This is a genomic window from Paenibacillus sp. FSL H7-0735, assembly GCF_038008505.1.
In the GTDB taxonomy this organism is placed as follows: domain Bacteria; phylum Bacillota; class Bacilli; order Paenibacillales; family Paenibacillaceae; genus Paenibacillus_AQ; species Paenibacillus_AQ odorifer.
This window is the reverse complement of sequence record NZ_JBBOZH010000001.1, coordinates 2,437,734-2,464,467: the sequence shown is the minus strand read 5'-3', so window position 1 is coordinate 2,464,467 and position 26,734 is coordinate 2,437,734. Positions and strand designations below refer to the sequence as shown.

Here is a 26,734-nt window from a genome sequence, read left to right as displayed (position 1 = left end):
CTGTGGTTTCCTAATGTATGCGGAAAAGGGGAGAATTGTTCTTATTTTATTCTTACCGTACCTGCACCCAGCATAACCTCGATCGCCGCGAAAAGTTCCTCGGACGGCTTAATTCGATAATTATCGCTAAGAGCTAGGAGCTTCTGATCCTGTTCATAGAACAGAAGCGTCGCAGCTGGACCGGGATGATTCTGCAGCAGCTCTTTCAGGCGCGACAGCAACGCTGCATTCTCTGAGGCCGGCGTGATCTTGATAAAGACACGCTGGCCTGAGGTCGCCGCTGTTGTTGGCGCGGCCTGTGCAGGTGTTGCAGGCGGACCAGTGACGGCACCGCTGGTCCGGGAAGCAGGAGCTGCGCCGCGTGGCGGCGCTCCTGCCGAGGCCAAGCGTCCCGCGCTGTACGAGCGGGACGCGGCGGCACTACGGCGCTGCAATAGCCCGCGGAGAGCCTCCGCAGACAGCAGCGCCACTTCCTCGGCCAGCAGCTTGAAGCCTTCGTCTTCCTGCTGCACCTTGGCGCGCAAGGCCAGCAGCGCGCCCTTGGCAATCAAGCTGCGGCTTCGCTTCCACACCTCAGGGAAGAGCACGACCTCGCAGCGCTCGATCTGATCTTCCCATTCGACGAAGGCCATCGATTTTCCTTGCTTCGTCGTAATTTCCTTAACGGATACGACCATTCCGGCCGTAACCGTCTGGCTCTCATCCGCGGCTTCACCAAGATCCATCAGCCGCTGCATACCGGGCTCCTCAAGCAGCTCCGCGCTATCATCAAGCGGATGGCCCGAAAGATATAACCCCAGCAGCTCACGTTCCATCTCCAGCTGCTGGCCAATGGTGAACTTAGGGATATCCGGATAGCGGATTTCCCAGTTCGGTGTCTCCACCAAATCGTCGAACAGCTGGATTTGCAGCTCATCCCGCTCCTTGCGCCATTTCAGCGCAGCGTCAACCGTCTCGTCCAGCATAGCCAGCAGCTGGGCGCGGTGACCCGGCAGACAGTCAAAAGCTCCCGCCTGCAGCAATGATTCCACTACCCGCTTATTGCAGACCCGCAGGTCCACACGTCGACAGAAATCTAGCAGACTGTCGAACGGACGCTCCTTGCGGACCGCCATAATGTTCTCCACTGCCAGCGTGCCGACGTTCTTAATGGCTGCGAGTCCAAAGCGGATATGCCCGGTTCCGGTTCCGGTTCCTTCGCCTGGAACCGGAGTAAACAATACGCCGCTCTCGTTCACATCCGGCGGCAACACGCCGATGCCCGTGCGGCGGCAGTCCAGCACATACTCCGCTACCTTGCGGTGAGTGCCCATTACAGCGGTCAACATAGACGCCATAAACTGCACCGGATAATGTGCCTTGAGATAAGCTGTCTGGAAAGCCAACACTCCGTAAGCCGCGGCATGAGCACGCGGGAAGCCGTAATCGGCAAAGCGCACGATCATATCATAAACAGCATTCGCATCCGTTTCATTATACCCCTGCTGCAAGCTGCCTTGAACAAAATGGCTCCGTTCCTTATCCAGAGTCTCACGTTTTTTCTTAGAGACCGCTCGACGGAGCAGATCCGCTTCTCCTAACGAGAAGCCCGCCATCAGAGAAGCAATCTGCATGATCTGTTCCTGATACACAATGATCCCATAGGTGTCCGCTAAAATAGCCTTCAAATCAGAATGTGGATACTCTACTTCAATCTCACCGTGTTTGCCTGCTATATATTTCGGGATAAATTCCATCGGACCCGGACGATACAGCGCTAGAACCGATACAATATCTTCAAAGCCGTTAGGCTTCAGATCTTTAAGTACTCGTCTAACGCCCGCCGACTCCAGCTGGAAGACCCCTGTTGTCTCACCAGCACCAAGCATTTCATACGTAGCTGGATCATGATCTGGGATGACACGGAAATCTGGAACACTTCCGCTCATTTCACTAATCGAATTCATGCAGCGTTCGATAATCGACAACGTGCGCAAACCCAGAAAATCCATTTTCAGCAGCCCGACGCTCTCCAAATGCTCCATAGAGTATTGGGTTAACGCCGTACTTTCGTTACCTTCCTGAAGTGGGACTGCATCGGTCAACGGACCTTTCGAGATAACAACCCCAGCGGCATGTGTCGAAGCATGGCGGGGCATGCCCTCGACCTTCATAGCCATATCCAGCAACCCTTTAATCTTTGGATTGCTATCATACAGTGCTTTAAGATCTGGTGTACTCTCCAGCGCCCTGGCAAGGCTGATCCCTAGTTGTCCAGGTATAAGCTTGGCAGCTTTGTCTACCTCGTTATAAGGCAAATTCAGCACCCTGCCTACATCACGAACGGCAGCCCGTGCAGCCATAGTTCCGAAAGTAATAATTTGCGCCACATGTTCTTTGCCGTATTTCTCCACTACATAACCAATAACCTCATCACGCCGTTCATCGCTAAAATCGATATCAATATCCGGCATGGTGATCCGTTCTGGATTTAGAAAACGTTCAAAGAGCAAGTTATATTTCAATGGGTCCACGTCAGTTATTCGCAAAGCGTATGCGGTGAGACTACCCGCGGAAGATCCCCGTCCGGGTCCCGTAGCAATTCCCTGACGATGACAATAAGCAATAAAATCCCACACAATTAGAAAATAATCGCTGAAGCCCATACTCTCGATAACGCCCAGCTCATAGGTGAGACGCTTCTCAGCCGTCTCTCTTTGCTCAGGTGTAGCCCATTGCGGTGTATCTATATATCGTTCCTCCATCCCCTTCCAGCACAGCTCACGCAAATAAGCAGCGGAATCCATGCCTTCAGGGAGCGGAGAATAGGCAGGCAGAATATGATTGCCGAAGGTAAGCTCCAAATTACATTTTTCTGCGATCAATAAGGTATTGGCGATAGCCTGCGGCACATGCGGAAACAATGCCGCCATTTGCTCGCTGCTTTTTAGAAACAGCTGATCTGTTCCGATCTTGAGACGTTCCTCATCATCCACCGTTTTGCCTGTTCCGATGCAGATCAGCACATCCTGAACCTCAGCATCTTCCTTCGCCAAATAATGGACATCATTCGTCACCACAAGTGGAATTTCACATTCCCCGGCAAGGGCGATCAGCTTGGGATTCACTCTCTTTTGCTCGGAGATCCCGTGGTCTTGCAGCTCCAGATAGAAATCTTCGCCAAAAATCGCCTTATATCGCAGCGCAGCCTTTCGCGCCTCCTCATCACGACCATGCAGCAGATGCTGCGGCACTTCTCCGCCCAGACAAGCACTAAGGCAGATAATCCCCTCTGAATGAGCTGCCAACACTTCCATATCGATCCGGGGTTTATAATGATGGCCTTCCAGATGGCCGATAGAGATCAGCTTCATCAGGTTCTTGTAGCCGGTTTCATTCTTGACGAGCAGAATCAAGTGGTAGATCGGTTGATCTTTTCGACTGCCCCGCTCACGGCGTGAACCCGCGGTTAAATAAGCTTCACAGCCAATAATCGGCTTGATTCCATTCTCTTTACACGCTTTATAAAAGGGGATGGCCCCGTACATCACTCCATGATCCGTAAGCGCCAGCGACTTCATGCCGTATTCGCCGGCCCGGCGCACGAGATCGGTAATGCGCGCCGCCCCGTCCAGTAAACTGTATTCGCTGTGCACATGCAAATGCACGAAAGGGCTCATAACCCCACTTCCTCTCTACTGCAAAAATCAAACATAAGATGAAACTATTTTATCATATTAAAGGGGGACCCGCCCATACAATGGATTAAGAGCATAAGGACAGGCAAAGCTTGTAAATGCCTCGTCCGGGAAGGGGCCTGTATGAGCATTTTTATGAGCAAAGCTATCCTCGACTTCTTTATCGCCTTCGGCATCGTGCTTGGCGGAGCTATGCTCGGCGGAATCGGCGCCGTTGTATCCCTGCAACCGCCGACGCAAACGATGCTGGATGTGGCAGATCGGATTAAAATATGGGCACTAGCAGCCGCTGTAGGAGGTACTATGGACCCCTTACGGGTCATTGAAAGTAACATGATTGGAGGCAACCTCTCCCCCGCCATCAAACAAATCATGTATCTTGCCTTCGCTTTTCTAGGAGCACATATGGGCAGTGAGCTAGTAAAATGGGTGTGCGGCAGGGGGTAACGCCAGTGAGAGTTCCACCATTCAGTCGTTTTCGCAGATTCACCCAGATCTCCGCTATATTCATGCTAGGGATCGTCGTAGGAGCTGTCATATACAATGCTATTTACCATGTAGGATATAACGTATTATGGCTTCATAATCAAGATCTGCGTGTACAGATCGAGCAATATCAAAAAGATATTCAGACACTCAAAAAATACAATAATACCTCAACCGTGATCAGAGAAATCAAAATTCGATCGGAGGAAAGCAAATCCAAAGAAGATACCCCACTTGACCCCGTAACTGTAAAATTAATCATAAGCCAAATGGGCTCAGATCTGGAACCGATGCGCGGCCGCAGCATGTTCGATATTGATACTGACAGCAAACTGGTTAGACTGCTGTTGGATGGCAAGCTATACATTGTGCGTGACAAGGAATACTCTGTCAAAATCCGAACCATGCTCGTCATGGAAGGTGTCCTGCAAATCTGGGTAGAAATCAGTCCTTTTAAGCGCAGCTGACAGCCATCGTGTGATACAATAATGGACAGACGTGGAAATTACTTCTTGGCTACTGCAAGACACGATAAAGGAGCTGGCTGTCCATGGTTTTATTTATCAAGTATTTATTGTTTATCCTGCTGGTGATCTTTGTAATCGGTGCCGCTGTGTTCAGCATATCCTCCCGCCGTGCCTTAAATCCCCAAGATAAAGGGCTGAAACGCTCCGTCATGAATGTGATGCTCGGTGCTATGCTCGTAACGCTATCCTTGATATCCATGTTTTTGTTTCGCGGCTCTACCGTTAATATTATTGTTGAAGCTGCCTTTCTGCTGATTGGTGCGTTCAACATCTTCTCGGGTCTACGCAGCTATAGTTTTTACAGCCGTAGCCGCAGCCAGGAACAACACCAGTCAAAAGCCTAGCTGCTGCTCTGACGGAATAGGAAAAGAATAAAATAGACTCCCCTCTCAATCAATGATGAGGGCAGTCTATTTAGCATGTATACGATCCTATTTACCGGATGCTATCCAGCTAGCAAACCATTCTTTAGCCATGATCAATGGATTGCAGCATCAGAACAGCTTTGGCTACCAGAGTATCCGAGTGGCTGATCTCAATCTCAAGCTTACAGGTACGGCGGCTGATTTCGAGCAGTCTCGGCATTACAATGATCGCGTGTTCGATCTGTACCGGTCGGATAAAATAAGTGGACATATTATCTAGTACATAATCATTTCCTGTGATGTCCTTAGCTGCTTTAAATGCCGAAAGCGTCATAAGCGTAGACAATATCCCCTCAGAAATCGTCCCAAGATCCGTGGCCATCTGCGGCGTAATAAAGCCATGGAAGAACAATCGTCCCTCTTCGTCCCGCTCATCCGCAAAACCATTCCAAATGAGATGATCAAAAGTCTCTCCCAGCTGAGGTTGGTTCCGAACATCGCGTAAGCTTTGCAGCACTTCTTTACGGGTTAGGGAGCCTACCAGTTTGCGGTTACGGTCCACTATGGGCAGAAAATCCACGCCCTCCCACATCATGATCTGGGCCGCGGAGGCTAGTGAGGTTTGCAGTGCAGCCGTAACCGGACTGCGAATCATCGCTTTTTCAATGATCTGCCCTTCCGTCAATTCCTCTACATCACGGCGACCGATAATGCCAATGACTCGGTTCCATTCATCCGTAACGGGAAAGCGCTGCTCTCCAGTTTCCTCAGAAACCTGTCGTAGCTCACCGACGGTGCTAGAGATTTTTAACGTATTCAGGCGCGGTTTGCTGTCGATAATATCCTCTACCAGCATAATTTTTTTCTTTATCAATCTATCAAAAATAGCACGGTTAATCATTGAAGCGACGGTAAACGTGTCATGTCTCGAAGAAATAATGGGAAGATCCAGCTCGTCTGCCAATGCCTTCACTTCACGGCTCGTCCCGAAGCCCCCTGTTACCAGAACCCCTGCACCCTGCTCCAGCGCTAGAGAGTGAACATCATCGCGGTTACCCACAATCAACAGACTGTCAGCGTCTATATAACGGATCATCGCATCGACTTTCATCGCCCCGATCACGTATTTATGCAGATGTTTATTTAGTCCACTTGCCCCGCCAAGCACATGCCCTTCAACAATATCAACTACATCGCCAAACGTCAGCTGCTCTGAAATGTTCCGAGGTTTCTTTTCTACACGAACTGTACCAATCCGTTCCTTCGTGATGACTATCCCGAGATTCTCAGCTTCCTTCACTGCACGGTAAGCAGTCCCTTCGCTGACTAACATTTCTTTGGCGAGCTTGCGAACAGATATTTTGGTGCCTACCTTAAGACTTTCAATATGCTGCAGCAGTTGCTCGTGTTTAGTAATCGCATCGCCTTGACCTTCCAACTGTTACACCCCCATGCTCCGATCTGTACTATACTGTACCTATATATTATATACTTTCGCTTACCTGCGCAACCTTTCATTAATACACTATATACGGTTCTTTATTATCTTAACTATTAATAAACTGCCGTTTAGTTTCGCGTACTTTCATTAATATTGTGATTTTTTAGTTATTTCTTTCATGTGCTACGTTAAAAATAAACCAACCCACATTTCGAGTGCAAACACTAACAATGATAACTTATATATCATCATTCCTTAATGTATTATACAATAGGAATAAATTTCCTTGTTGGAGTGATTAATATGGGATCGTTCAGATTTAGAAAGTCTATAAATCTTGGTGGCGGTGTAAAGTTGAACGTAGGTAAAAAGGGCGTTGGAATTAGCGCCGGTGTAAAAGGTGCGCGAGTTAGTGCTGGTCCGAGTGGAAAAAGGGCTACAGTATCACTTCCTGGAACCGGGCTTTCATACTCTAAAAAAATTGGTGAAGGGAAATCGTCACAATCTAGTCGTAGCAACCCAACACTAAACGTGGATGAAATGACACCAAAACAAATTGAAAATCGAAAAAAGAATCTTACTATATTTAAGTTTATAGGTATTGCCTTTGCTCTATTGATTGTGATTCTTATCATCTTTACATAGCTAAACCCCGCCAATCAAAAGGCGGGGTTTTTAAATTCGTAAGCGCTTGGGAATTTACTATGTATTCGCACCTACAACATTCTCTATTTTAATCCAATCCCAATCATCATCATGACGAAACTTAATCTGACCCAGCTGACGGTCAACCCTCATAACTATGCCATGGATTGATTTGTTCTCAATCGGATCAAACAATGTAAGTGTGATCGGACTACAATCCTCTAATGATTGAGCTAATACCTGTGAAATTTCTGATAATGCTTGGGAATCTAAATCAGGTTTTTTACGTGTCTCTTCATTGAGCACATCGTCCAGAATCCTGATTTTATGCTCAGGCATAATCATCCTGCTACTTTCCCACAATCCATTACCTTCGAGTTTCTTTCTCTTCATAGATATACCCCCTAATAATACAGCCAATAGTCAGCGCTGCTAGGTACATTTTTAACCTTTTGTGCCTCTTCTGGATCTCGGTGTGATGGATTATCTCTTTCCCAACCAGAGATAATGCAGGCCATTTCAGGTGGTGTATTTGGATTCCATTCGATATAGTTTTCCTCCGTCAACTCTTTCAACCCATTTCGGATATCAACTGGCATTCGTCCACTCAATCGTTCTAACTCAGGCAATGAAGGGAGACGACCAAAATGTCGTGAGTAATGAGTAATGATCAATAAAAGCTTACGCGGTGTATCGCTTAACATAAATAACGCTCCCAAAATAAGAACGCTTGTTTGTATTATATGCGCTTATTGGTTTTTTAATCAATGGTTTTTTATGACAAAAAAGAGCCGTACAGGACTACTCCTGTGGCGGCTCTGTATATTCTCTTGCTATCTTTTCTTCTATCGCTTCCAAAATAAAGGCGTTGCGACTCTTATCAAGTTGCTTAGCAACAGCGTCAATCCTCTCCCTGTCACCTTTCTTAACCCAAAGTTTCACTTGATCATAATTTGCGGCGTTGTACTTATCCTTTGCGCGTGTTGATGCCTTACCTTGCTGTTCCATAGGTTATCACCCCTTTGCTATAGGATACCACAAAAAATATACTGTTACCAGTATAGAAATATGTTGACAATATACTGGTACCAGTATATAATTAAGATAAGAAAGGAGGTGAACAAGGCATATGAAAGATTGGGTTACGCTCCTTACAGCAATCATTCAACTCATTACCGCAACGCTGCTGCTAAAGGAAAAAAAGAAAGGAACCAAAAAACGCCGCGGACCACGCAAACGTAAATAGGTTCCCGGAGAGTAAGGGTTGCACCCCTTACTCTCCATCCAATCATAACATAAACGGTTTGAACGATACAATTAGCCGGCGGGCATACACAGGAGGAAATACGGAAATGGCGAGGTTAGCTATAGTTCTCTGGAGTTTTGGGGGATCAAATGAAATTTGGATAACAGAGGATGAGCTTTTTGATCTTGAACAGTCACCATCAGTTTCGAAGATTTTCTTTAAGTAACGCGGGGGCTGCGGCCCCTCTAAAGGAGGAAGGAATATGCTGAACGTGATTACCTGGATAGTTATTGTGGCTGCATTGGTCCTCTCGATCGCAGCACTAATTAAAGCCAGTGGACGCCTTTAATCCATATAACAAAAAAGCCCCACTGACCTTATTTAGGTTAGTAGGGCTTTTTCATAATCTCAAACGTTTGAGCATTTACTTTTTAGCAACAATAAACGACAGCCACGCAAGCTCAGATGTCGTCAACGTCTTTTTGTCGATCTTATCAAGCCAAGTCTTGTCATTGATCGTACCAGCTGTCAGGAGAGTCTTAACCTGTGTTTGCAGCAATGTCCATTGATAATTAGTCAGTTCCAAAGTATCGTCCTCCTTGGCATTTGGGGATTCTTTTTTGATTAATACGTCTTCTTTATTGAACAGATCGAGTTCCGCCTTACGCCGTCTTACTAGACCAGCCAAAACATTGCCGCCGCCTTTGTTGTACTTAGTAATGTTCTGAGCGATCTCTGTTATCGTCCGCCCTACGCAAAGTTTTTTAAGGCTGCCGTTGCCGCAGTTGTAGCAAAAACTTGTGAGTGCATCAAATTGATTTTGACTGAGCCACGCTGTAACCGGCACGTACGACGCATCATTAACATATGCCTCATACTTTGCCAGATCGGATAGAAGCATACTGTCAGCCTGTGCCTGCGTGATGGTCATACCTGCTTTAACATCTGGACCATAGTGACCCCATCCGATTGTCCAGTGTGTTTCAGTAGGCACAGGCTTGTACGCCGTCAGACGGCAGCCCTCAAAAGACTTGATAAGGGAAATTCCCACTTGCGAAATTTTGCGACTCATTACTCATCACCCGCTTTACGAGACTGCTTGACCAGTTGGTTACCATATACAGCTACAGCACCACATAGGATGCCTTGTATAAAGCTTGTAATGACAAACCCTAACATCAGTACAGCAAATACGATGGCCATCAGCGTAACGATGTATACAATACTCCAATCTGGCACTTTCGGCGTTTTTTTCAAAACATAGCCTATGATCCAACAAGCTACAACGACAGCCATTAATTCGGGATTAATAAACTCCATAATTGCATTCCATTCCATTACAAATCACCTCTTCTATTTTCTTCAAATCGGTCAAGCCGCTTGTGATACGATTTAGAAGCCTCTTCAATACGCGTTACACGCTCTGAAAGTAAATCAAATCTCTGCCCCTGGGCTCGCTGCTCTAAACGCATATCATCCACGCCCCGTTTGATATACTCAACGTCAGTACGAAGTGACGCACCATTACCAGCCTCTTGTGCAACATCCTTTTTAAATGCTTGGGTTTTCCCCGTCCAGCCCAAGACAACCCCACTTACTGCCGCAATCATTGCTACGATCGTTGTAGGCTCCACTCCCGTTTCCCCCTCAATATAAATAGCCCCCGGGAATCCCGAGGGCAAAATAAAAACGCCTACTATGTGGCGCTAGCAATTTAATCTATTCTTTTAACTCTGCTGCGACATCCTCACGGATAATCTCCGGTACTTGCTCCAACTTCTTAAGTCCTTTACGGATCAAGCTTGCATATACTTTAGGCATTGTCTTCTTCACCTCCCTCAACGGGGTCTGTAGGTGCTACGGGTTGTCCGGCAAGTACCAGCTCATAAAGCTCTGTGAGCGCCAATTGTGCGTCTGCCGCCTCATGTTTGGCAGTCTGTAACTCTTCATAATTTTCCGTAAGAGCAAGCTGCGCTTCTTGCAATTGGGTTTCAGTTTGATCAAGTCTTTCCAAGGTCTCTACAAGTTTCTTATTGGTTTGTTCTAGCTCCTGAACCGTTTTAGCACTTTCTCCCTCTACCATTTCGATACGTTTAATTAGCACCTCTGCTGGAACCTCGCCCGGATAGGTAAACTCTAAATCTTCGGTATCTGGATTAACACGGTAGCCATTACACTCCGCAAATTCTCGACGGAACTGACCGTATTTGAGCTTTACTACACCAATGGTATCGCGGACCCGTTCAGCCAGCGCCTTATATGTTGCAAAGTCCTGATCCTCGGTTGTCTCCACTACCAACCTACCTACCTGTTCACCCGTATTTACTACCACGTTTCCTGTTGCTTTTTCAAAGTATATTTTCATTCCGATTTCCATCATAATCCCTCCTATAAAGTATCTGGCGGTTTTCTACTGTATTGCAATCCATGTATAGGGATAGTATCCGTTTATGACTGGTAGTTTAAAACCCGTACTGTTCACGTATACAGGTGATGCCTCTCTAAATATGTGTAATTCTGGATTACTCGTTGTTCTTGCTCCTAGTGTTGTTATTCTGTAGTTAACATCCATCCTAGCATCGTATACGATATGATCCTTGTTTGTGTTATTTAAATTCCCGTTCTTTACAATAATCACGGTGGGCTTGAAAGTTAGTCCCGAAACGATTAGTGATGCGGCTATAACTGTGCTACCATCAGCCCTTGTGTACGTCTCAAGACCACCAGATTCAATCGTGCCGGAGGCAACTTGTGGTAGTCCAGCAGAATTCAGTTGCGCTACAGTCACTTTTATTTCTCCAGCACCCATCCCGCCTTTTCTATAACCTTCCAGTGGGTAGACAGCTAGATCACCGTTTCCCCATCTCCCCACACCCGAAGCTACATCAACCCCAGAGATAACAGGAACAGAACCCTGAACTCCAAAGACGGTTTTAGTGGACAGTATACTTGCGGGTACATAGTTTGGATCAACGGATAACAGTGTCCCAAATCCACCGGAATTAAGTCCAGAAGCATAGTACCCCGTCTGAGGTTCCATGACAAGGCTCCCTAATCCATCCCCTTTAGCTGACAAGGCTGTGGTATAGGTTAAGCTGTCTCCGGCTCTAGTTCTGTCCGGCATTGTCCCATTGACCACCCCATTCTCTCTACCAACTGTATAACCTGACAATACCTGCGCTGCTTCTGCTGTTCCATATTCCCCCCCTTCACCCTGTAAGATAAAAGCCGTTCCATCGTATACAACCGTATAGACACCACCAAGAGCCAAAGGCGGGTTATTGCCATTTGGCTTTTTGATAGATTTAGCGCCTAGACCATTTACATTGAGTGTAACCGGACCTGTTGTAGCTGCATGTGCTTTAATGGTTACGCGTAAACCCGCTGTCAAGGCTGCAACTGCCGGATTAAAAGTAGCCACCAGTGTTGGAGCAGTACCAGAGGTAACAGCATAGGCAAGTGTACCTTGTGTAACCTGCGCAGCAGAATATCCACCTACTGAGTCAGCATTCCCCCATGTTATAGGAGTAGAAAGAGCGCCGGAAATGCCTGTCTCAGACGTTATGACGCTCATCGTCCAATCTCCACCCAACCCAGTAGCTCCATTGTGAGAAGCCAATACTTCGGTTATCTCTATAGATGGGTATTGCCAGATAGTAGCAGTGTTCCCAAGAAGGATACAGCATTTACTACCATCATGAGCGAAACGTACGGACGAAAATGGTAAACTTGTTCCGCTATACGATACTACGGAAGCTGAAAGCATGCTCCATCCAGTAGAGAAGTTATAGCAACCAAGCGAAAGCTCCCATGAACCACGAGTAGAGTAATCAAATCCAGTTATTTTGATGTTCATCATGGCATTATTCCAAGAAACCGGGAGCGTTATTTTTAGTGTGCCTGTATTGTTCGCGCCGCCGTAGTAGTAAGAAGCCACATTGTTATATTTAACCGAAGAACCTCCATAGGTTCTTGATACAGCGCCAGTAAAGTTGCCACCAGCACTGGTAATAGTAGTTACCCAAGGGCTCCACGCGGTGCCCCCATTTCTGCTTCTGGTGTAGATAGTACCCGGTATGATGTCAATTATCTCTTGCTTGATATAGTTGGTTGTGGAGTCTGCTCTATACACAGACATAAGACCGTATGTTACAGGAGGTGCGTTCGTGATCCCGGTAGGCTGGTAGATGTTCCAAATACCGTTAGTGATGACCTTATTCAGGTCCGTGTTATTCGCTAGCAAAGCCCTCGTCATAAATATAGGGGAGTCATTGTAACCGCTCCACGCAGGAACCCACGGGTCCCATGCTCTCTCGTTAAGCTTACGGCGGACGTATGTCCCACCACCAGTAGCGTAGAACTTTTGCCATATCCAGTTCCCTACGTTATCATGTACTTCCTTGTTATTAATGATAATTTCCACATGCCCGTAATCGCCTATAGGGCTGTTTAACGCAGTGTTTGATACAGAGTAGACTCCCGCTGTTAGGGCTGCATTGAAGTCGGTTACTGTGGAGTACCCAGCAAACTCATTGTAGGTGTTTATTCGTGGAACTCGTGCCGCACTATCCAGTCCTGCGTATCCGTTAGCTACTCCTTTGGAAGCTGTCGTCTCTATTTCCTGCCAAGAAGACCATGTACCATTGTAGTAGTTTCTCGTGTACCGCTTAGGTGAGGTTGTTCCCGCAAGTGAGTAACAGTATATGTCCTGATTGAATCCGACTGCACCAGCGGTCTTAGTGACCCGTAAGCCGAAAGCTAAATTAGCTATCGCGGGTGGTATATTAAGGATCGTGCCCGCTACAGCGTTTGAATCACAGTGATAAGTACCTTCTCCAATGACGTCATTTAGGTTAGTGTCTGTTACTAGTCTTGTTGCCAACCTAGAAATGTTAGGGGATAGTCTAGCGTCCGGGACAAGCGCAGTTGCATCCAGACCCAAATACCCATTCGCGACGTTCTTGCGGCTAGCATTTTCTTCCTCGATCCACTCTCCCCACACGCTGTTATAGCACTCCCGAATGTAAGATCTCGGTACAGTAGCGAAAGTAGTAGCGCGTTGAAAGAGGATAGTATCCGGGTTCTGTGAGTGGGAGAAAACCTCGATGAAGAACCACGCTGTTGTGTTGTTCCCCGGTGCGTTTACAAGAGGGTAACCATCGTACTGCCCGTTGCGGTTAACTGTGTTTAGGTCCGTACTAGGGGCGAGACGGATGACCTTTCCGCTGTTATCAGTGAGCTTGTACTTCTGGAACTCCTGCCCGGACTGAAGCACGGTGTCGTCGGGAATTGTCTGTACTGCTACAGGTAGTGCAGTAGGTGCTGCGCCGCTGTAAACAGCACTCAGATTCCACGTTGGTGGCGCAGTAGGGCTCGCATGCTTTACAGATACAGCAAAGGCAATAGCAGCCCCTGGCGCATGTCGTGCTTCTATACTTATTTTCCAACGAGAGTTAGTGGCGTCCCAACTAATATCAGATATAGATATGTGCTGATTGATAAGACCCGTTACTTCTGGGTATTGCGTGCTCTGATAATTTAGGGTAGTAGCAGCAGCAACCACATTAAAACGCTTCGTCATTTTACCAGCTGCGTTCACTGCATTCCAACTAGCCGTCACAGACACCTCAATGTAGCCTGACAATGCACCAGTTGTATATAAGTCAATTCTTTGATTAGCTACGCTGTTTGAGAATGAAAATCCAAGAACGCGTTCAGATATTCTACTAGATAGTACTGTTCCATCAGCAACCATTAGTTTGTTTGCTTCCAAGAGAGCCACACCACTAGCAGCACCTTTCTGCGCCAATGGAATCGAAGCTGCCTTTGCTGCTTCACGAGCTGCGTCCGCCTTTGTCTGCGCTCCTTCAGGAGTTTCTTTGACATTCCATGCGGTTTGTTTAGCTGCTGTGACATGTATATTGTTATCTTCTGTATGCGTATCAAACTTGCTGCGGATCTCCTGGAAAACTTTATAAACTCTGTTAAAATACCAATTTAGCCATGCGGCTGGAGGTTTGTCGTTGATCTGCCAACCTGTCTTTCGCTTACTCTCTGGCGGCTCTATACCTGGTTCCTGCCATTCAGGAAGCTTTTCATTAAATGCCACTTTATTCCCTCCTAAATACTATATAGGTAATGGATAATCATCGCCTGGTGCGTATACCGTTCCTAACTCCCCACCCGTAGTCATATCCGTGTCCGAAAGTCCTAATGAGCTTGTTTCAAGCACATCATACTGAGAGGACAAAGCAAACGTCCCAGCAAGCTCAATTTGAGCCACTCGGACGCCTGCTGCAACCGTCTTTTGTATGATTCGGGCAAACTGTAATGGGGACATGCCAACCTCATTCAAGCGCCGGACTGGAACACGAATCAAGTTGATTGCCGCTGGCTCCGGCTCCAGTGGATCGGCAAATTTCTCTTGGATTTTGATATCTGAGTAATCACAGTCCAAAGCAAGGGCTAGCACCTGGATAATGGTGTTAACGTCCGTTTTAGATAGATTTCGGGCAATCTTGGACTTTAGCAGTACTCGGTATACCTCGTCAGTCGCTGCCCCTCGTGGCTGGACCACATTGGAGCCTATTCGGTCCAGCGTCGTGCCTTGGGCAGCATCAATGTCTTTCCACTCACAGACACGTTCCAGCGTCTCACCGACTCTTGCCAATTCCCCATGCAAAATGCTTATCATCTTACCCAAGTTGCTTTCCGGATTTTTATTATAGGTATCCGCAAAGCGTCGTAGCATGTCCTTAACACTAAACATGACTGTTCACCATAATATCCGCCGCTCGTGCCCGAGCTACTTCATAAACCTGAATAGGCACATTAGAACTGCCAAGGCCTCCGCTCGTCTTGCCCACTGTCAAGATCATATCTTCGACCCCCTCAACATTGGATACAACACTGATTAATCGGGTATACACTACGGTTGCTCCCATGCTTAAGCCGTTGTAATAGGACCCTGCGGCATCTTCGCCGCCGATATACGTAATAATGGCTGATCGAATTTGGTCATCACCATCGATCGGGTATTGAGCGTTTTTGGTCACAGATACAGATACTTTGATCCCCACCTCGTTTGCACGGGAAAACTTAACCGTGTGCAGCTGTCCACCCAAATCGGCAACTTGCTTACTGATGCTCCCGTGAGCTTCTACGCCGCCGGACTTGGTTGCAAAGATTGCCTTAGAGATTTCCAGCTCATCCCCGCCCAGCACATAAGCTTCGAAAGACTTGGGTGGCCGTCCGGCAGCATCCTTTGTCATACCTGTGTTCTCGATGATCGCTGCTGCTCGGACGGTGGGCATTCTTAGCAGCGCTCCCCGAAGTGCATCCACGGAAGCCGCGCCGCCGCCCGCCACGGACAAATCAAAGCGACTGCGAAATTCGGCGTCTGTCTCCTTTTCCCTGCCCCCCGTCACGGCTACAACGTTGGTCACACCAGTAATGTCCGGTACCGGGTTAACTACCACAGATATTGCCCCCGCCGCGACGTTGCCTGATACTCCCGGTTCCAACGCCTCAATTGCAACGGTGGCGGCACCAGTGGTCAGTGTAACATCAGCCATTGTCTCAAACACTACACCGGATTTCGTCGCCGCACGGGTACCCGCCGGAACAGTAAAGCCTATAGTTCCCGTGATTTCCAATGATCCCGCTGCCCATTGGGCAAGCGTTCGGGATATACCAACTTGCGGACCCAGCCTATCCAAGTTGTTGCCGGTGGCCGTTGGAATATATCCGCTGTTGTATACGTCCTCTGCGGTGCTCCAAATAATAGCTAAAAACCAAGCAAAAATACGAAGTATAATTCCAAGCGGTGAGCGAACCGATGTGTTAACCGTGTCTCCAAATGACTCCTTGGCTTTATCCTCCATTTGCGAAAATAGATCATCAAATCGTAGTCGTTTAAAACCTGTGCTATCCAACAACGGTCTCGACCCCCTCAACCGTAATTACATCGCCGTTGACAGCTGTAGCCGTAAAATCTGCTGTAGCTGTTCGTTTCATTCTGTCAAAGGTTACAGTCACCGTATCTACGCTCTGAATACGCGGTTCTTGTAAAACCCCACTGGTCAACTCGTCGCGAATCTCTTCTTCAGTAACCCCTTTTCCAGTGATCCGCTTAAAATCAATGCCCATCTCAGGATCAATTATCCACTCGCCCTTATTAGTTCCTACTGCCAAAGTGCAACATTGAGCAATTTCTTCAGGACCGGAGATCAGTTGCAATTCACCGTCTAAAAACACCAAATCTCCGGAAATATCTAGTTTTATAGACTGCATGGTAACACCCCTACGATTACAGCATCCATTCGACTGTGTCGCCTTTCGGTGTCCGGGGCTGCCACTTGACCGGATAATGTATTTTTAAGTTCAGCATCAGCACAAACCACATAAACAACGTCTCCAGCCTTTAATAGTGGACGCATAATTGTTTCGAATTTCTGCATCCCAGCACCAAGATTAATTTCAAATTCGACCTTTTGCCCTATGACCGGGACAGACATTATCTGTGCGGGTTGTCCACTCGTCAGTTTAAGTAATGGCTGTACAACAGCATTCAACTTAGCATCATCGAAGGAAATAACCTTGCAAGGCATCGCAACACTGATATCGTCGCCTTGGTTACCCGCATACGCGCCAAGCAAACGGGAAAGTGCTCCTGCTGGATTTGCTCTACTCACATAATCGCCTCCGTTTCTGTGATAAAGTCTCCTGTATTGGAAAACTTATGGGTTCCACTACGAATATGAAGCTTTCCTGACCATTCCCTGCAAGTCAAATTAATAACAGAAGCCGTTGTGATTCGTTGTTGCAGCTGTGCGGAAATATTGTATCCCTGAATGCCATTGTCCTCGAAATATTCTGGAGATCCTATCAAACCCGTTTCTGGAGACAAGGCAAAAACAGAATCAGCACCATTACGAATATTACGAATATAGAGTTTGCTTTGATTGATATAACAAGATGTTCCACAGTCCTTACAAACCTCCGATATGATGTCGGTGACTTTTCCCTTTGCTGTGTAACCATCTTGATATCTGTAGTCCTGGTTAAGTGCCATTTGCGCTACAGGTAAACCGATATACCCCGCCATCTGCTTAATGATCGCACTGGCTAGTGTCCCCTTTGCAAAAGCAATCTCTGTAACTTCTCGCTTAGAGAGATCCTCACTATCCAAGACATAAACAGTCGTTATTTTATCTACGCCCTCCCATTTGGTTCGAACCGATGAAATTCGACCATGGAGGATAAGCCCAACATCTCCGGTGTAACCAGCATTCACCATTAGGACAGCGTTACGCTTGATGTTATTTATCGTTGTTTGTGACAGGTTCCATATCCTCAGTTCCGACTCATTAGGTAAAGTGTCGTTGTCAAATGGAACCGTCCCTTCCATCGTGTATTTATCAAGAGTGAATTTCATATTAGCAGTCATAATCTCCACGACACGGCCAAAATTTTTACTCGTCATCTTCCTCATCCTCATCAATAACAAACAAAAAGACGCTTATACCAAGCGTCTCCCATGTTACTGCTGTACTTTTTTCCGATTCATCCCAAGGAACAATAGGTAATCTAGGAAATCGGTTATCTTGGACGTCATAAAAGAGCGTTTGCCCATAAACTAACTTTTCCCCATATACCAGCACTTCTCCATTCTTTTCAAGATCCACCGTAAAAAAATCATAGTCAGCATTGTAATGGACTTCAAAGCCAAACATTTCACCAGCGATAGATATGTCAAAACGATAAGGGATGTTGTCCTTCTCTATCTCAATAAATTCCATAATTCACCGCCTCATGTTGCCCATTTACTTCCCGTTTTAAATTTTACTTTCTGAACTTTTTCTTTTTCCTTTTCCTTTTCTTTTTTCTTACTTGTATTATTACTTTTCTTCTTAGTAGTCGTTTTTGCAGTTTTTTTCTCCTGGGTTTGCTTAGTTCCAGAATTTACGATCTTAGTAACCTGAGCCTTGATTGGAGGTGGCAACGTCTCCACATAAGAAGACGTTGCAATCTTTATCTCTCGCAGCTCCATCGTAAAAGTAAATCCATCCGCAGTGGTGTAATCATGTCCTGTCGAAAAATCAGTAATGAGACCTTTGAATTGATTTCGGCCGACGTAATTAATGATTGTGCCTTTGTCTTTCGCAGCTATGATATAGGCGCGTGTCTTCGCTGCATCCGTACCAACAATAACTCCCGTTAATGATAGCGTCCGGGCCTGTGCCTGCACATGATCAATTAAGTTGATCCCTTTTTCAACCGGTTGCTCTGTCACAGTTACGGGAAAGGACGGTGATTCATTCTCTACAGTAATGTATTTGCCATCAATAAGTGCCATTTACGCACCTTCCAATCCTACGCTGCGCATATACGATTCAAATACATCTTGCATTTCTTGCCGAATCGTCTCCCGCAGATTTGAAATGGTCTTATCATCGGCATTACCTGAAACCTTAATATTAAAGATTGGCTTAAAATCTGCACGATGATTATTTGTTGTCATTCGTGCTGGGGATGATTCAGGTGTGTGTGGCTCGTAATCAGGCTTTGCTGCTACGGGTTCCTGCTTCGCAAAAGGAATGTTTATCTGAGCTATTTGAAAATCAGGCAATTCAAAAGCCGGCATTTGATAGATTGGGAAGTCAAACTTAGGCAATGTTACTTCCGGCTGGGAATACGCCTGGTTTTCTTTAGCTGTTAAAACGCGTTCGCCTTTGTGCAATTCACCGATATAACCGTCCCACGGAACATAAGGCAGCCCATTCGCGTGACTTCCGTCTACTGCCTTTATGCCAGTAGTTTCAGTAGAAACAGACACGCTTGCAGAGGTTTTAAAACCAAAGAAATCTTTAATGCCATCCGCTATGCTTTTGACCTTCTCCATCAAGGTCGATGCCATATTCGAAATTCCATCTATCAGACCACTAATAATTTTTTTCCCTGTATCAAAGAGGTTGATCCCATTGAAAAAACTTGTCACCTTTCCCCACATATCCGAAACGGCAGTCCAGACATTGACTCCGGCTGTCTTGATGCTTCCAACAATCTGCGCCCATATAGCAGTGATCTTGTTCCAAACTTTGGTCATCAGAGAGTTAGTTATCGAAAATACATTGTTCCATGCCCCGGTAATTGCATTCCACACAGCGCTGACAGCCCCAGAAATATTGCTACTGATGCTGCTCCATATGGATGACAACCAGCTACCAATTGCACTGAACACTGCAAATGTCACTGCCTTAATTTCATCCCAATATTTAACGACCAAAGCAACGATCCATGCAATTGGACCACCAATTACAACCAGAATCGTTACTCCCCAAGTCTTCAAAAATCCAGTCACTGCGTTAAAGGCTGTCATGAAGGTCTGGGGAACTGTAATTTTGAAAAAATTCAGTACTGCCATGGTAGCCGTCTTGATCCCAGACCACATCCCGTCAATAAACGCCCGGAACTTATCTGATTTTTTATAAGCGACTACCAGCCCCACGCCTAAACCCACTAGGGCGGCGATAATTATGCCAATAGGATTGGCAGCCATGACTATACTGAAAGCTTTCTGAATTGCAGTCCATGCTTTGGTCGCTGCTGCTGCAATCTTGGTTGCGACTGTTATCGTGCCTACGACTGTTTTATATGTGACCAGTGCCGCGACAATTCCGCTCACCACCGGTGCAAATCCTTCCCAATCGTAGAATGCTTTAGCTGTATCAGCAATTGAAGAGCCAATTTGCTGGATATGTGGCCATAATTGAACTGCGGCATTTAACAATGTCTCACCGATCATGACGGCCACTGGCTGGATAGAAGTCCACAATTCTTTCCCCTTATCAATCAGGTACCCAAACACCTGCAATGCTTGTGTTCCAAATTGTTGTAGATATGGCATTGCCGCCTGAATCCAACCGCTTACCATATTGATTGCTGCACCAAGCCCGTCACCGATTGCATTGCCCACCGCTTCGATCTGCGGCTTATGGTCAGATAGCCATTGCCCAAAGGCATTCAAGTAAGGTAGCAGCTTTTGACCAATTGGAATTAATATTCCAACCTCGACCTGCCTTCCGAACATTTTAAATGCCTCGCCAGGCTTTTCAAATTTGATTTTATTAAGCTCGTCCATCGTCTTTTTTGTTTTATCAAAGGATCTCGTTGCAGCCCCCATTGCCGATATGACATTAACCTCAAGGTCTTCGAACTGCGAACCCATCAAAGCAACACCAATATTGTTACGGGCAACGGGGTCCTCGATATCCGATATCATAGAGACGATATCGCTAAATGCCTGTTTCGCGTCTGGTCCACCTTTGGCAAAGGTCTGCATCATTGCATCAGCGTTAAGGCCCAGCGCGGTAAAGGCATCCATTGATGTCTTACTGGCATCCTTAGACCTTATATTAAATTCCTTCACGGCGTCTCCAACTTTATCAACTTGAAAGACACCTTCGGCAGAGCCAGCGGCAAAAACGTCAAACATATCGTCAGCCGTAAAGCCCAAGCTCTTGAACTGGTTAGCATATTCATTGGCTGAATCCACCAGTTCGCCGGATTTATCAAGTCCCCGCTGTGCGCCTTGCGCCAGTAAGTTATATGACTCTTCGGAGGTGATCCCAAACTGTCGCATCATAGTATCAGCGGATTTGATGGATTCCGGAATTTCAAAGCCGAATTGATCCCGAAGTAGAATTGCGTTTCGAGTGGTGTTCTCAAGTTCTTCTCCTGTTTGGCCAGTAACTTGCTGAACATTTGAAATCGCTGTTCCTAAGTCGTTCCAATCCTCACCAAAATTGTTAGAGTACAGATTTTTAGCAACCTCTCTAGTTGCTTCCATCTGTTTCACGGTTGCTCCAGTTGCCCCCTGAACTTGCTTCATAGCCGTTTCAAATTTAGAAGCAGCATGTACCCCAGCAATTCCGATTCCAGTCATTGCAGCTACACCAGCAGCCCCAAGTCCGACCACAGTTTTTGTGAGTTTACCAACCTTTTTATCTGCATCGTTTATTCCCTTAGAGTTGAACTTGAACCCAACTGCATACATTAGTGAACCGATTATACCGCCTGCCATAGTTCCTCCTTTCCGAACAAAAGAAGACGCCCTAAAGGACGTCTCCTATTTCTTCTTATTTGCTTTGTTTGTCTGTTCAATATGAAGGTCTAAAGCTGCGTTCGCTTCGGCAATGTCATCATCATCCATACTATTTAGATCATTATACGTAATGCCCATATCGGAGAGTAGCAGCCTCCATTGACTCCAATTAGATCGTGCTCGTTTCTTAGCTTCCTTCTTGCTGATCGCCATCGTCGGCGTCCTCATTTTCATCATTTCCTGTCACAAAGGCGTATGCTGCATTAACAACTTCACTATATTCCGTGTAATCGTTGAAATCATCAATTTTCATTTTAGGATCCACGATAACATGTTTGAGTACTTCTTCAGATAAGCGTTCTTCCAGAATCACTCCAAATTTATTTTTTGAGCCATCATTGATTTTAGATATTGCGCGTACGCCTGGATGCTGGAAGGTATAACTTTTTCCTGATTTAGATTTGTACTCTTTCTGTTTAAAATTAGCCATTGATATAGGCCCCTCTCAATTTTGGATTTTAGTTCATGCTTAAATCAAGACATTGAAACTCATAGGAACGATCGCCAGCTTCTCCGCCATATTCCCGGTCAGCTGGTTTTTTCAGATAAGCTTGTGTTGCAGTATTCGTTTCCTTTGGCGTACCCGAGTACATAACTGATAAAGGTACAATCTTCTGGCTGTTAGCCAGTCCATCCAAATATGCGGCTTGTGGGCTGGTGCTTTGAAGGGTAACAGTAATTGTGCCAAGTGGGTTATTAACCTTCGTTCGGACCACATCTCCTTGTGCCCCTACTTTAGTTGAAAAGTTTTCTTCGTCCTTCGCCACAGTTACTAGGTCTTCTCCGAATCCCGTTAAAAAGACGCCTCCAACAATTACAGAGACGTCCATTGCATCATATGTTTTTGCTTCTGACACCCTAACCCCTCCTATGCAAATTTAATAGTGCCACGAATGGCCGTTTTGTGTATGGCTCCCGCCTGAACAAATTCAAACTTTCCATCTGGATAATTGCGTGCTGCCACCTGTGCCGGATCAACTTGACTACGTGGTGGAAACGTCGTGTTATACAATGGAACGTTATCATCGTCAGTAGCAATCATGCCATTTAGAAATGACCGATGCAGAACCGTCCGAACGGCACTCTCAATTTGAGCGATACCCGTATTGTTGTAACTGATCTTTTGTAATGCGTGCTGTGCCTGATTGAATAAATCTTGTACGGCGTATTGAATGCTAAAAACAATGTAGTCCTGGGAGTGAATGAAGTCGATATAATCACCGCTACCAGACTTGCATTCACTAGTGACATTAGTTCCCGATTTGGTCACGTACGTGTTGGCACCAAGTGCATGGATAGCTGCTAACTCTGTCGCTGTAACATCCAGTGGTGCAATACCAGTTAGTGTCCATCCCATCCAAGTAATCGAGCCAGGTGGGAGACTTCCAGCTGCACCGATCCAGCATGCTTCAGGATATTTAGCAACTTCTGCTGCAATATGATAAACACCATAGGTTCGAGTGTATTTCTTAGCCAAGATTGTAGCCAAATCGGCTTTATCGCTTGTACGGAAGAAAAATTGTCTGGATTTATCTGCCTCGATAGCATCACCTATAGTGGTAATGTCCAAAGCAGCCGTGCTCGTCGTAACGAGAAAATGCCAATCTTTCAAAAACAGTTTTGGTAAAATATCTGTCAATGTCTCAGGTGTTGCGCCCGTTCTCCTAGATACAATCGCAATTTCTGCTGGCGGGTTCTTCTGTGCAAAAAGCGCAGCCGCCGCTTTATATTCCTCGGTACTGGCAGCATAATCAGTCTTCACGGCATCTATATCTAAGTAATCTTTAAATTCTTTACCCGCTGTACTGGACCCTAGAATTAAGGGTTTGCCAAACCCACCCAAAATAGGTGTTGGCTTCAGTACAGCTATGTTTACAGTAACGTCGCTAATACTCAAAACTTATCACTCCTTTGTATTGGTGCAGTATCAATCCAGCCTGACATGTCTGTTACTACAACATCCGTGGCCCGAAATTCAACATCAAAGCCCTGACGCCGTTCCCACTCTTCACCAATGTTAATGTCCCGGTTCTGGATCTCTCCAATCTCAATCACGATCACGTCAAGTTTGTCCTTTAACAGATCATGTCCATCTGACTTAAACCAATCTCTCGCCCTCATGGCGTTAACTTGAGCTATGTCTGAGTCATCCGCATAACAATTAAAAGAGACGGTAAATGTCACCGTCTCCATCCTGTACTGCTTTCCTAACTGTTGGGTAATGATCGGTTGTCCTCCAGTGGAAGCGAAGCCGCCAACGAAACTATAAGTCATGAAATCACCGGAAGGAGTATCCCCTCCGCCGTTCATTTCAATGACCAAACCACCGGAAGCCGATTCCATACCCTCAACAATGGCAACTCTAATATCCTCAAACGGGAGCATTGGCGACCACCTTCCGCAGCAGATATTGATTGATATCGGAATACTCTCGATCTGGTGATTCATTAACGGTGTACTGTACGCCCATGTAGTCAATACGTTCACCAGTACTGTGCGTCGAAGTCGTATATAACATTCGATCTGTCTCGGTATAGTTACCGCCCTCTGTCGCTTTCAATCGAGCGCTCACAGGCTGGATGCTGCCGCTCCGTGTTAGTCGTTCCGGTTGACTTGGAACCCATTTTCCCTTGACCCATGCACCTCCACTGTCTCGGATCAGGGTATATGGTCTGAAATATTTTCGAATGACGCCAGCAAATCTAAATTGCCGCATGATTACCTTCCCTTCGGTACAATGTCATAAATCAGGGAGTCGCGCAGCTCGTCTTCCCGGTGCAGCAACTTTCGGGAGCCAGTCTTTCTTGAAGCATATCGGGCGGATAAGGGCGGCTGCTTAATTCGTTCAAAATTTTTCTTCATTCGATCAAGTCCCGTCTCACCAATCTCCGAAAACAATTCGTCTACCCGCTTACGCCCGTGGGCAATCTCTGTTACCCCAGCCCGGACCAACTTACCTATGGGAGCCTGACCTTTCTTTTTCCCTGTCCCGATAAACGAACGGGCAGGAATCTTCATTTTCACAGATCCATATTCGTGGACTCCGGCAATCATAGCCAGTTCAGCATCACCCTGCATACCAATACGAATCTTATTCTTAGTCAATGGGCGAAGTCGCTCGGCTAGTTGCCGCAGATTATCTTCGCCGGTGACTTGCACACCGACCCGCCTCGCCCTGGATCTTGATCCTGCCATGCTCTCACCTCATAATTCTGGTCTAATATGGGGATTAATCAAAGACTTTACTGCCATAGGCATGTCTGCTTCTGCTGCCGCATAGGTTACTGAGATATCCCCAACCCTCTCTGATGACACCCCATGTTCACGCTGAAGGTGTTTTGCCAGTAACACGCAAGCATATTCCAGTGTCTCCGGCAACGTAGCCGGATTCTCCTCTGTTGCATCATTTGGCAGGACATAACCCGCTGTGTAGTTCACGGTCAACCCCCGCTCCCCGCCCGGCCAGCCACAGTCTCGGAATAAGATTCCATGCTCCAGCCTTTCCACATCTTCAAAGGGGCGGTTCGCCATTTCGTAAATCCTCACTTCGTGAACAGGATAATTAGGTAGTCTGAGATATGACCCGCGCATCCCGCTCACCCGTTCAGAATAGGATTGCAGCTTGAAATTCCGGCGGCAGACCTCTTCAATAGCAACGGATGCTATGGTAAGAAGCGCGGCAAGCTCGTTATCGGGGATTTCACCACTTGGATCAATCCCCAACGTTCTCGCTTTGTCCAGGGTGGTAAGCATTAGCTACCACCCTTTTCTAGTGCAGCCACACGAGCAGCTAAAGCATCATATTCCTTACGGCTGACTTTTCCCGCTTCCAAATCGACCTCTCGGCCATCCTTAGTAATTTTCCCGTTTCCCGAAATTTCAAGAGTTCCTTCAACAACCCAACGACTCCCATTTTGATCTTGATAATTTTTGGTTTGCACCCTTATAACCTCTCTTTCAAATTCCTAAGCGCTTGCGATTTTAGGATAGGGTCAACTCACCATAAATTGCGGCTTCCGCATCCCATTTCTGGATATCATCGCGGATAACAGTTCGCAACTCTGTGGTACGTCGTCTCCAAGCGTCTCCACCTTCAGTTGTGCTAGCAAGCTCATAAAACTGGCGACTAAATAGAGCGATGGCCTGCTTAAGATCTCCCATAATAAGTGGAGCTTTAACGCTTGAAGATCCAACACTAGGCAAATAACGGTTCGCCACAACTGAAACGGGGCGACCCTTAAAGAGCTTGCGTCCTGCTTGTGTAAGGTCGTCTGTAAGCAAGTAACGCCCGTTACTGTCCTTTTGCTCATCCAGCCAATTATATCCATCCTGGTTGGTCAAAATAATTGCAGTTGCACTAATCGCCGGGTCAAGGTCGACATTCAATACTTTTTTAACAGCGTCAACGTTGGTCAGCGCCTTTTTCGTCCAGGTAGACAAAAGTTGAGTAATTAAGGTGTTCCGAGTAACAACAGACTTCCGTCCGATCCAACGGGTGATATATCGCAATAACGCTTGATCACTATCTTGTAGAAGATTGCTAGTAAGGGGAAGGAAACCGCCTCGATCTTTCAATTTGTATTCTACCGGACGGAACTTTGGTGAGTCGTGTTCTTCCATTGGATCATATTCACTAAGCTCTTGAAACGGAGTCATAGTCCCGTATGCCTCTAACACACGACTGCCGGACAGCGCCGTCACTTGCTCTACGCTGACGTATTGTGAAAGATCATCTAAGCTACGAATCACTTCGTTAATCTGATTCTGAACATCTTTTGGCACTAAAATAGACAAATCACCGTCTGGAATGGCAGGATCAGTTTGCCCTTCATTCAGCACAGTACGTTTTTCATATTCAGCAATAACGCTTCTCATGTCCGCTGTGATTCCTTTACGACGCAGACCACGTAAGAAAATACCCTGGTATTCTTGCTCGAGTTCCACATCCTCACGCGATTCAAGATCCGGTGTTTCCTCTCCGGCTCTGTGACGTCCTCCGTTACCTAATCCGCCGCGTTCTTCAACTTCAAGCTCTTTCTGAATGTCAATTCTCTCCTGAAGAGAACGAACCTCTTCCATCTTCACTTTTGCATCAGCGGTTTTATCAAGGTTTAATAATGATCGTACTTCCGTTTTCGCTGAATCCAATTTTGCTAATAGCGCGCGCAATTCTTTTGACACT

General features: G+C 46.4%; 33 protein-coding genes. 4 read left to right on the top strand and 29 right to left on the bottom strand.

The genetic code is table 11. The features are described from left to right. Positions 1–41 precede the first annotated feature (41 nt). Positions 42–3,659 carry a DNA polymerase III subunit alpha gene (locus tag NSS82_RS11060; protein WP_076272459.1) on the bottom strand — a complete coding sequence of 1,206 codons (3,618 nt, stop codon included), beginning with the start codon at positions 3,657–3,659 and terminating at the stop codon, positions 42–44. 141 nt (positions 3,660–3,800) lie between these two features. On the opposite strand from NSS82_RS11060, the gene NSS82_RS11055 reads away from it, so the two are divergent. The 3 genes from NSS82_RS11055 to NSS82_RS11045 all read left to right on the top strand — a co-directional run bounded on the left by NSS82_RS11055 (position 3,801) and on the right by NSS82_RS11045 (position 5,034). Further along, positions 3,801–4,124, top strand: a complete 324-nt coding sequence (locus NSS82_RS11055; RefSeq protein WP_036678886.1) for a YtrH family sporulation protein — start codon at positions 3,801–3,803, stop codon at positions 4,122–4,124. Positions 4,125–4,129: 5 nt separating this feature from the next. Then, on the top strand, positions 4,130–4,630 hold the full coding sequence (locus NSS82_RS11050; protein ID WP_038569663.1) for a DUF4044 domain-containing protein: 501 nt from the start codon (positions 4,130–4,132) through the stop codon (positions 4,628–4,630). 83 nt (positions 4,631–4,713) lie between these two features. Further along, on the top strand, positions 4,714–5,034 hold the full coding sequence (locus NSS82_RS11045) for a YtpI family protein (RefSeq protein WP_036678880.1): 321 nt from the start codon (positions 4,714–4,716) through the stop codon (positions 5,032–5,034). A 124-nt stretch (positions 5,035–5,158) separates the two neighbouring features. Here the strand turns inward: NSS82_RS11045 and NSS82_RS11040 are convergent, their stop codons facing one another. Further along, positions 5,159–6,493 (bottom strand): DRTGG domain-containing protein, encoded by a 1,335-nt coding sequence (locus NSS82_RS11040; protein ID WP_036678878.1) that lies wholly within the window; start codon positions 6,491–6,493, stop codon positions 5,159–5,161. A 306-nt stretch (positions 6,494–6,799) separates the two neighbouring features. Here NSS82_RS11040 and NSS82_RS11035 point away from each other — a divergent pair, with 306 nt between their 5' ends. After that, complete coding sequence (locus tag NSS82_RS11035; RefSeq protein ID WP_341109819.1) at positions 6,800–7,141, top strand: DUF4236 domain-containing protein; 342 nt, start codon at positions 6,800–6,802, stop codon at positions 7,139–7,141. A 57-nt stretch (positions 7,142–7,198) separates the two neighbouring features. Here the strand turns inward: NSS82_RS11035 and NSS82_RS11030 are convergent, their stop codons facing one another. From NSS82_RS11030 to NSS82_RS10900, 27 genes are all read right to left on the bottom strand, one after another. After that, positions 7,199–7,534 (bottom strand): YolD-like family protein, encoded by a 336-nt coding sequence (locus NSS82_RS11030; protein WP_341109818.1) that lies wholly within the window; start codon positions 7,532–7,534, stop codon positions 7,199–7,201. Between the two features lie 11 nt (positions 7,535–7,545). Then, entirely contained in the window at positions 7,546–7,845 is a 300-nt protein-coding gene (locus NSS82_RS11025; RefSeq protein ID WP_340395309.1) for a hypothetical protein, read from the bottom strand. A 97-nt stretch (positions 7,846–7,942) separates the two neighbouring features. After that, positions 7,943–8,149: a transcriptional regulator gene (locus NSS82_RS11020; protein ID WP_076208693.1), complete on the bottom strand. Its 207-nt coding sequence runs from the start codon at positions 8,147–8,149 to the stop codon at positions 7,943–7,945. A gap of 662 nt (positions 8,150–8,811) precedes the next feature. Then, entirely contained in the window at positions 8,812–9,459 is a 648-nt protein-coding gene (locus NSS82_RS11015; RefSeq protein WP_341109817.1) for a lysozyme, read from the bottom strand. Further along, positions 9,459–9,725 carry a phage holin family protein gene (locus NSS82_RS11010; RefSeq protein ID WP_076316789.1) on the bottom strand — a complete coding sequence of 89 codons (267 nt, stop codon included), beginning with the start codon at positions 9,723–9,725 and terminating at the stop codon, positions 9,459–9,461. The genes NSS82_RS11015 and NSS82_RS11010 overlap by 1 nt, the downstream gene beginning before the upstream one ends. After that, on the bottom strand, positions 9,725–10,021 hold the full coding sequence (locus NSS82_RS11005; protein WP_076106565.1) for a hypothetical protein: 297 nt from the start codon (positions 10,019–10,021) through the stop codon (positions 9,725–9,727). Before NSS82_RS11005 ends, NSS82_RS11010 begins: the two co-directional genes overlap by 1 nt. 85 nt (positions 10,022–10,106) lie before the next feature. After that, positions 10,107–10,208: a CD1375 family protein gene (locus NSS82_RS11000; protein WP_254848733.1), complete on the bottom strand. Its 102-nt coding sequence runs from the start codon at positions 10,206–10,208 to the stop codon at positions 10,107–10,109. Continuing rightward, positions 10,201–10,767 (bottom strand): hypothetical protein, encoded by a 567-nt coding sequence (locus tag NSS82_RS10995; protein WP_341109816.1) that lies wholly within the window; start codon positions 10,765–10,767, stop codon positions 10,201–10,203. Before NSS82_RS10995 ends, NSS82_RS11000 begins: the two co-directional genes overlap by 8 nt. A gap of 30 nt (positions 10,768–10,797) precedes the next feature. Next, positions 10,798–14,496, bottom strand: a complete 3,699-nt coding sequence (locus tag NSS82_RS10990; RefSeq protein ID WP_341109815.1) for a pyocin knob domain-containing protein — start codon at positions 14,494–14,496, stop codon at positions 10,798–10,800. A gap of 18 nt (positions 14,497–14,514) precedes the next feature. Next, entirely contained in the window at positions 14,515–15,138 is a 624-nt protein-coding gene (locus NSS82_RS10985) for a hypothetical protein (RefSeq protein WP_341109814.1), read from the bottom strand. A 10-nt stretch (positions 15,139–15,148) separates the two neighbouring features. Then, positions 15,149–16,324: a baseplate J/gp47 family protein gene (locus NSS82_RS10980; RefSeq protein ID WP_341109813.1), complete on the bottom strand. Its 1,176-nt coding sequence runs from the start codon at positions 16,322–16,324 to the stop codon at positions 15,149–15,151. Next, entirely contained in the window at positions 16,314–16,679 is a 366-nt protein-coding gene (locus NSS82_RS10975; RefSeq protein WP_341109812.1) for a DUF2634 domain-containing protein, read from the bottom strand. The genes NSS82_RS10980 and NSS82_RS10975 overlap by 11 nt, the downstream gene beginning before the upstream one ends. After that, positions 16,667–17,080, bottom strand: a complete 414-nt coding sequence (locus tag NSS82_RS10970) for a Gp138 family membrane-puncturing spike protein (protein ID WP_341109811.1) — start codon at positions 17,078–17,080, stop codon at positions 16,667–16,669. The genes NSS82_RS10975 and NSS82_RS10970 overlap by 13 nt, the downstream gene beginning before the upstream one ends. Further along, positions 17,077–17,871, bottom strand: a complete 795-nt coding sequence (locus NSS82_RS10965) for a phage protein (protein ID WP_076316782.1) — start codon at positions 17,869–17,871, stop codon at positions 17,077–17,079. Before NSS82_RS10965 ends, NSS82_RS10970 begins: the two co-directional genes overlap by 4 nt. Further along, complete coding sequence (locus tag NSS82_RS10960) at positions 17,861–18,187, bottom strand: phage baseplate plug family protein (RefSeq protein ID WP_076316781.1); 327 nt, start codon at positions 18,185–18,187, stop codon at positions 17,861–17,863. The genes NSS82_RS10965 and NSS82_RS10960 overlap by 11 nt, the downstream gene beginning before the upstream one ends. A gap of 11 nt (positions 18,188–18,198) precedes the next feature. After that, complete coding sequence (locus tag NSS82_RS10955) at positions 18,199–18,744, bottom strand: phage baseplate protein (protein ID WP_340395299.1); 546 nt, start codon at positions 18,742–18,744, stop codon at positions 18,199–18,201. Then, a complete protein-coding gene (locus tag NSS82_RS10950) occupies positions 18,745–21,471 on the bottom strand; it encodes a phage tail tape measure protein (RefSeq protein WP_341109810.1) in 2,727 nt (908 codons plus the stop codon). A 45-nt stretch (positions 21,472–21,516) separates the two neighbouring features. Beyond that, the gene (locus NSS82_RS10945; RefSeq protein ID WP_280787001.1) at positions 21,517–21,705 is read right to left on the bottom strand and encodes a hypothetical protein; all 189 of its coding nucleotides are present in this window, start codon (positions 21,703–21,705) and stop codon (positions 21,517–21,519) included. After that, complete coding sequence (locus tag NSS82_RS10940) at positions 21,680–21,982, bottom strand: hypothetical protein (RefSeq protein ID WP_341109809.1); 303 nt, start codon at positions 21,980–21,982, stop codon at positions 21,680–21,682. Before NSS82_RS10940 ends, NSS82_RS10945 begins: the two co-directional genes overlap by 26 nt. A gap of 28 nt (positions 21,983–22,010) precedes the next feature. Next, positions 22,011–22,409, bottom strand: a complete 399-nt coding sequence (locus NSS82_RS10935; protein ID WP_341109808.1) for a phage structural protein — start codon at positions 22,407–22,409, stop codon at positions 22,011–22,013. A gap of 11 nt (positions 22,410–22,420) precedes the next feature. Continuing rightward, complete coding sequence (locus NSS82_RS10930; RefSeq protein WP_341109807.1) at positions 22,421–23,449, bottom strand: DUF3383 family protein; 1,029 nt, start codon at positions 23,447–23,449, stop codon at positions 22,421–22,423. Then, positions 23,446–23,937: a phage neck terminator protein gene (locus NSS82_RS10925; protein ID WP_341109806.1), complete on the bottom strand. Its 492-nt coding sequence runs from the start codon at positions 23,935–23,937 to the stop codon at positions 23,446–23,448. Before NSS82_RS10925 ends, NSS82_RS10930 begins: the two co-directional genes overlap by 4 nt. Continuing rightward, a complete protein-coding gene (locus tag NSS82_RS10920) occupies positions 23,924–24,268 on the bottom strand; it encodes a hypothetical protein (RefSeq protein WP_341086039.1) in 345 nt (114 codons plus the stop codon). The genes NSS82_RS10925 and NSS82_RS10920 overlap by 14 nt, the downstream gene beginning before the upstream one ends. A gap of 2 nt (positions 24,269–24,270) precedes the next feature. Beyond that, positions 24,271–24,747 (bottom strand): hypothetical protein, encoded by a 477-nt coding sequence (locus NSS82_RS10915; protein ID WP_341109805.1) that lies wholly within the window; start codon positions 24,745–24,747, stop codon positions 24,271–24,273. Between the two features lie 9 nt (positions 24,748–24,756). Beyond that, positions 24,757–25,305: a phage gp6-like head-tail connector protein gene (locus NSS82_RS10910; RefSeq protein ID WP_341109804.1), complete on the bottom strand. Its 549-nt coding sequence runs from the start codon at positions 25,303–25,305 to the stop codon at positions 24,757–24,759. Next, positions 25,305–25,493, bottom strand: a complete 189-nt coding sequence (locus tag NSS82_RS10905) for a hypothetical protein (RefSeq protein WP_341109803.1) — start codon at positions 25,491–25,493, stop codon at positions 25,305–25,307. Before NSS82_RS10905 ends, NSS82_RS10910 begins: the two co-directional genes overlap by 1 nt. 40 nt (positions 25,494–25,533) lie before the next feature. After that, entirely contained in the window at positions 25,534–26,733 is a 1,200-nt protein-coding gene (locus NSS82_RS10900; RefSeq protein ID WP_341109802.1) for a phage major capsid protein, read from the bottom strand. Between the last annotated feature and the right edge of the window lies 1 nt (position 26,734).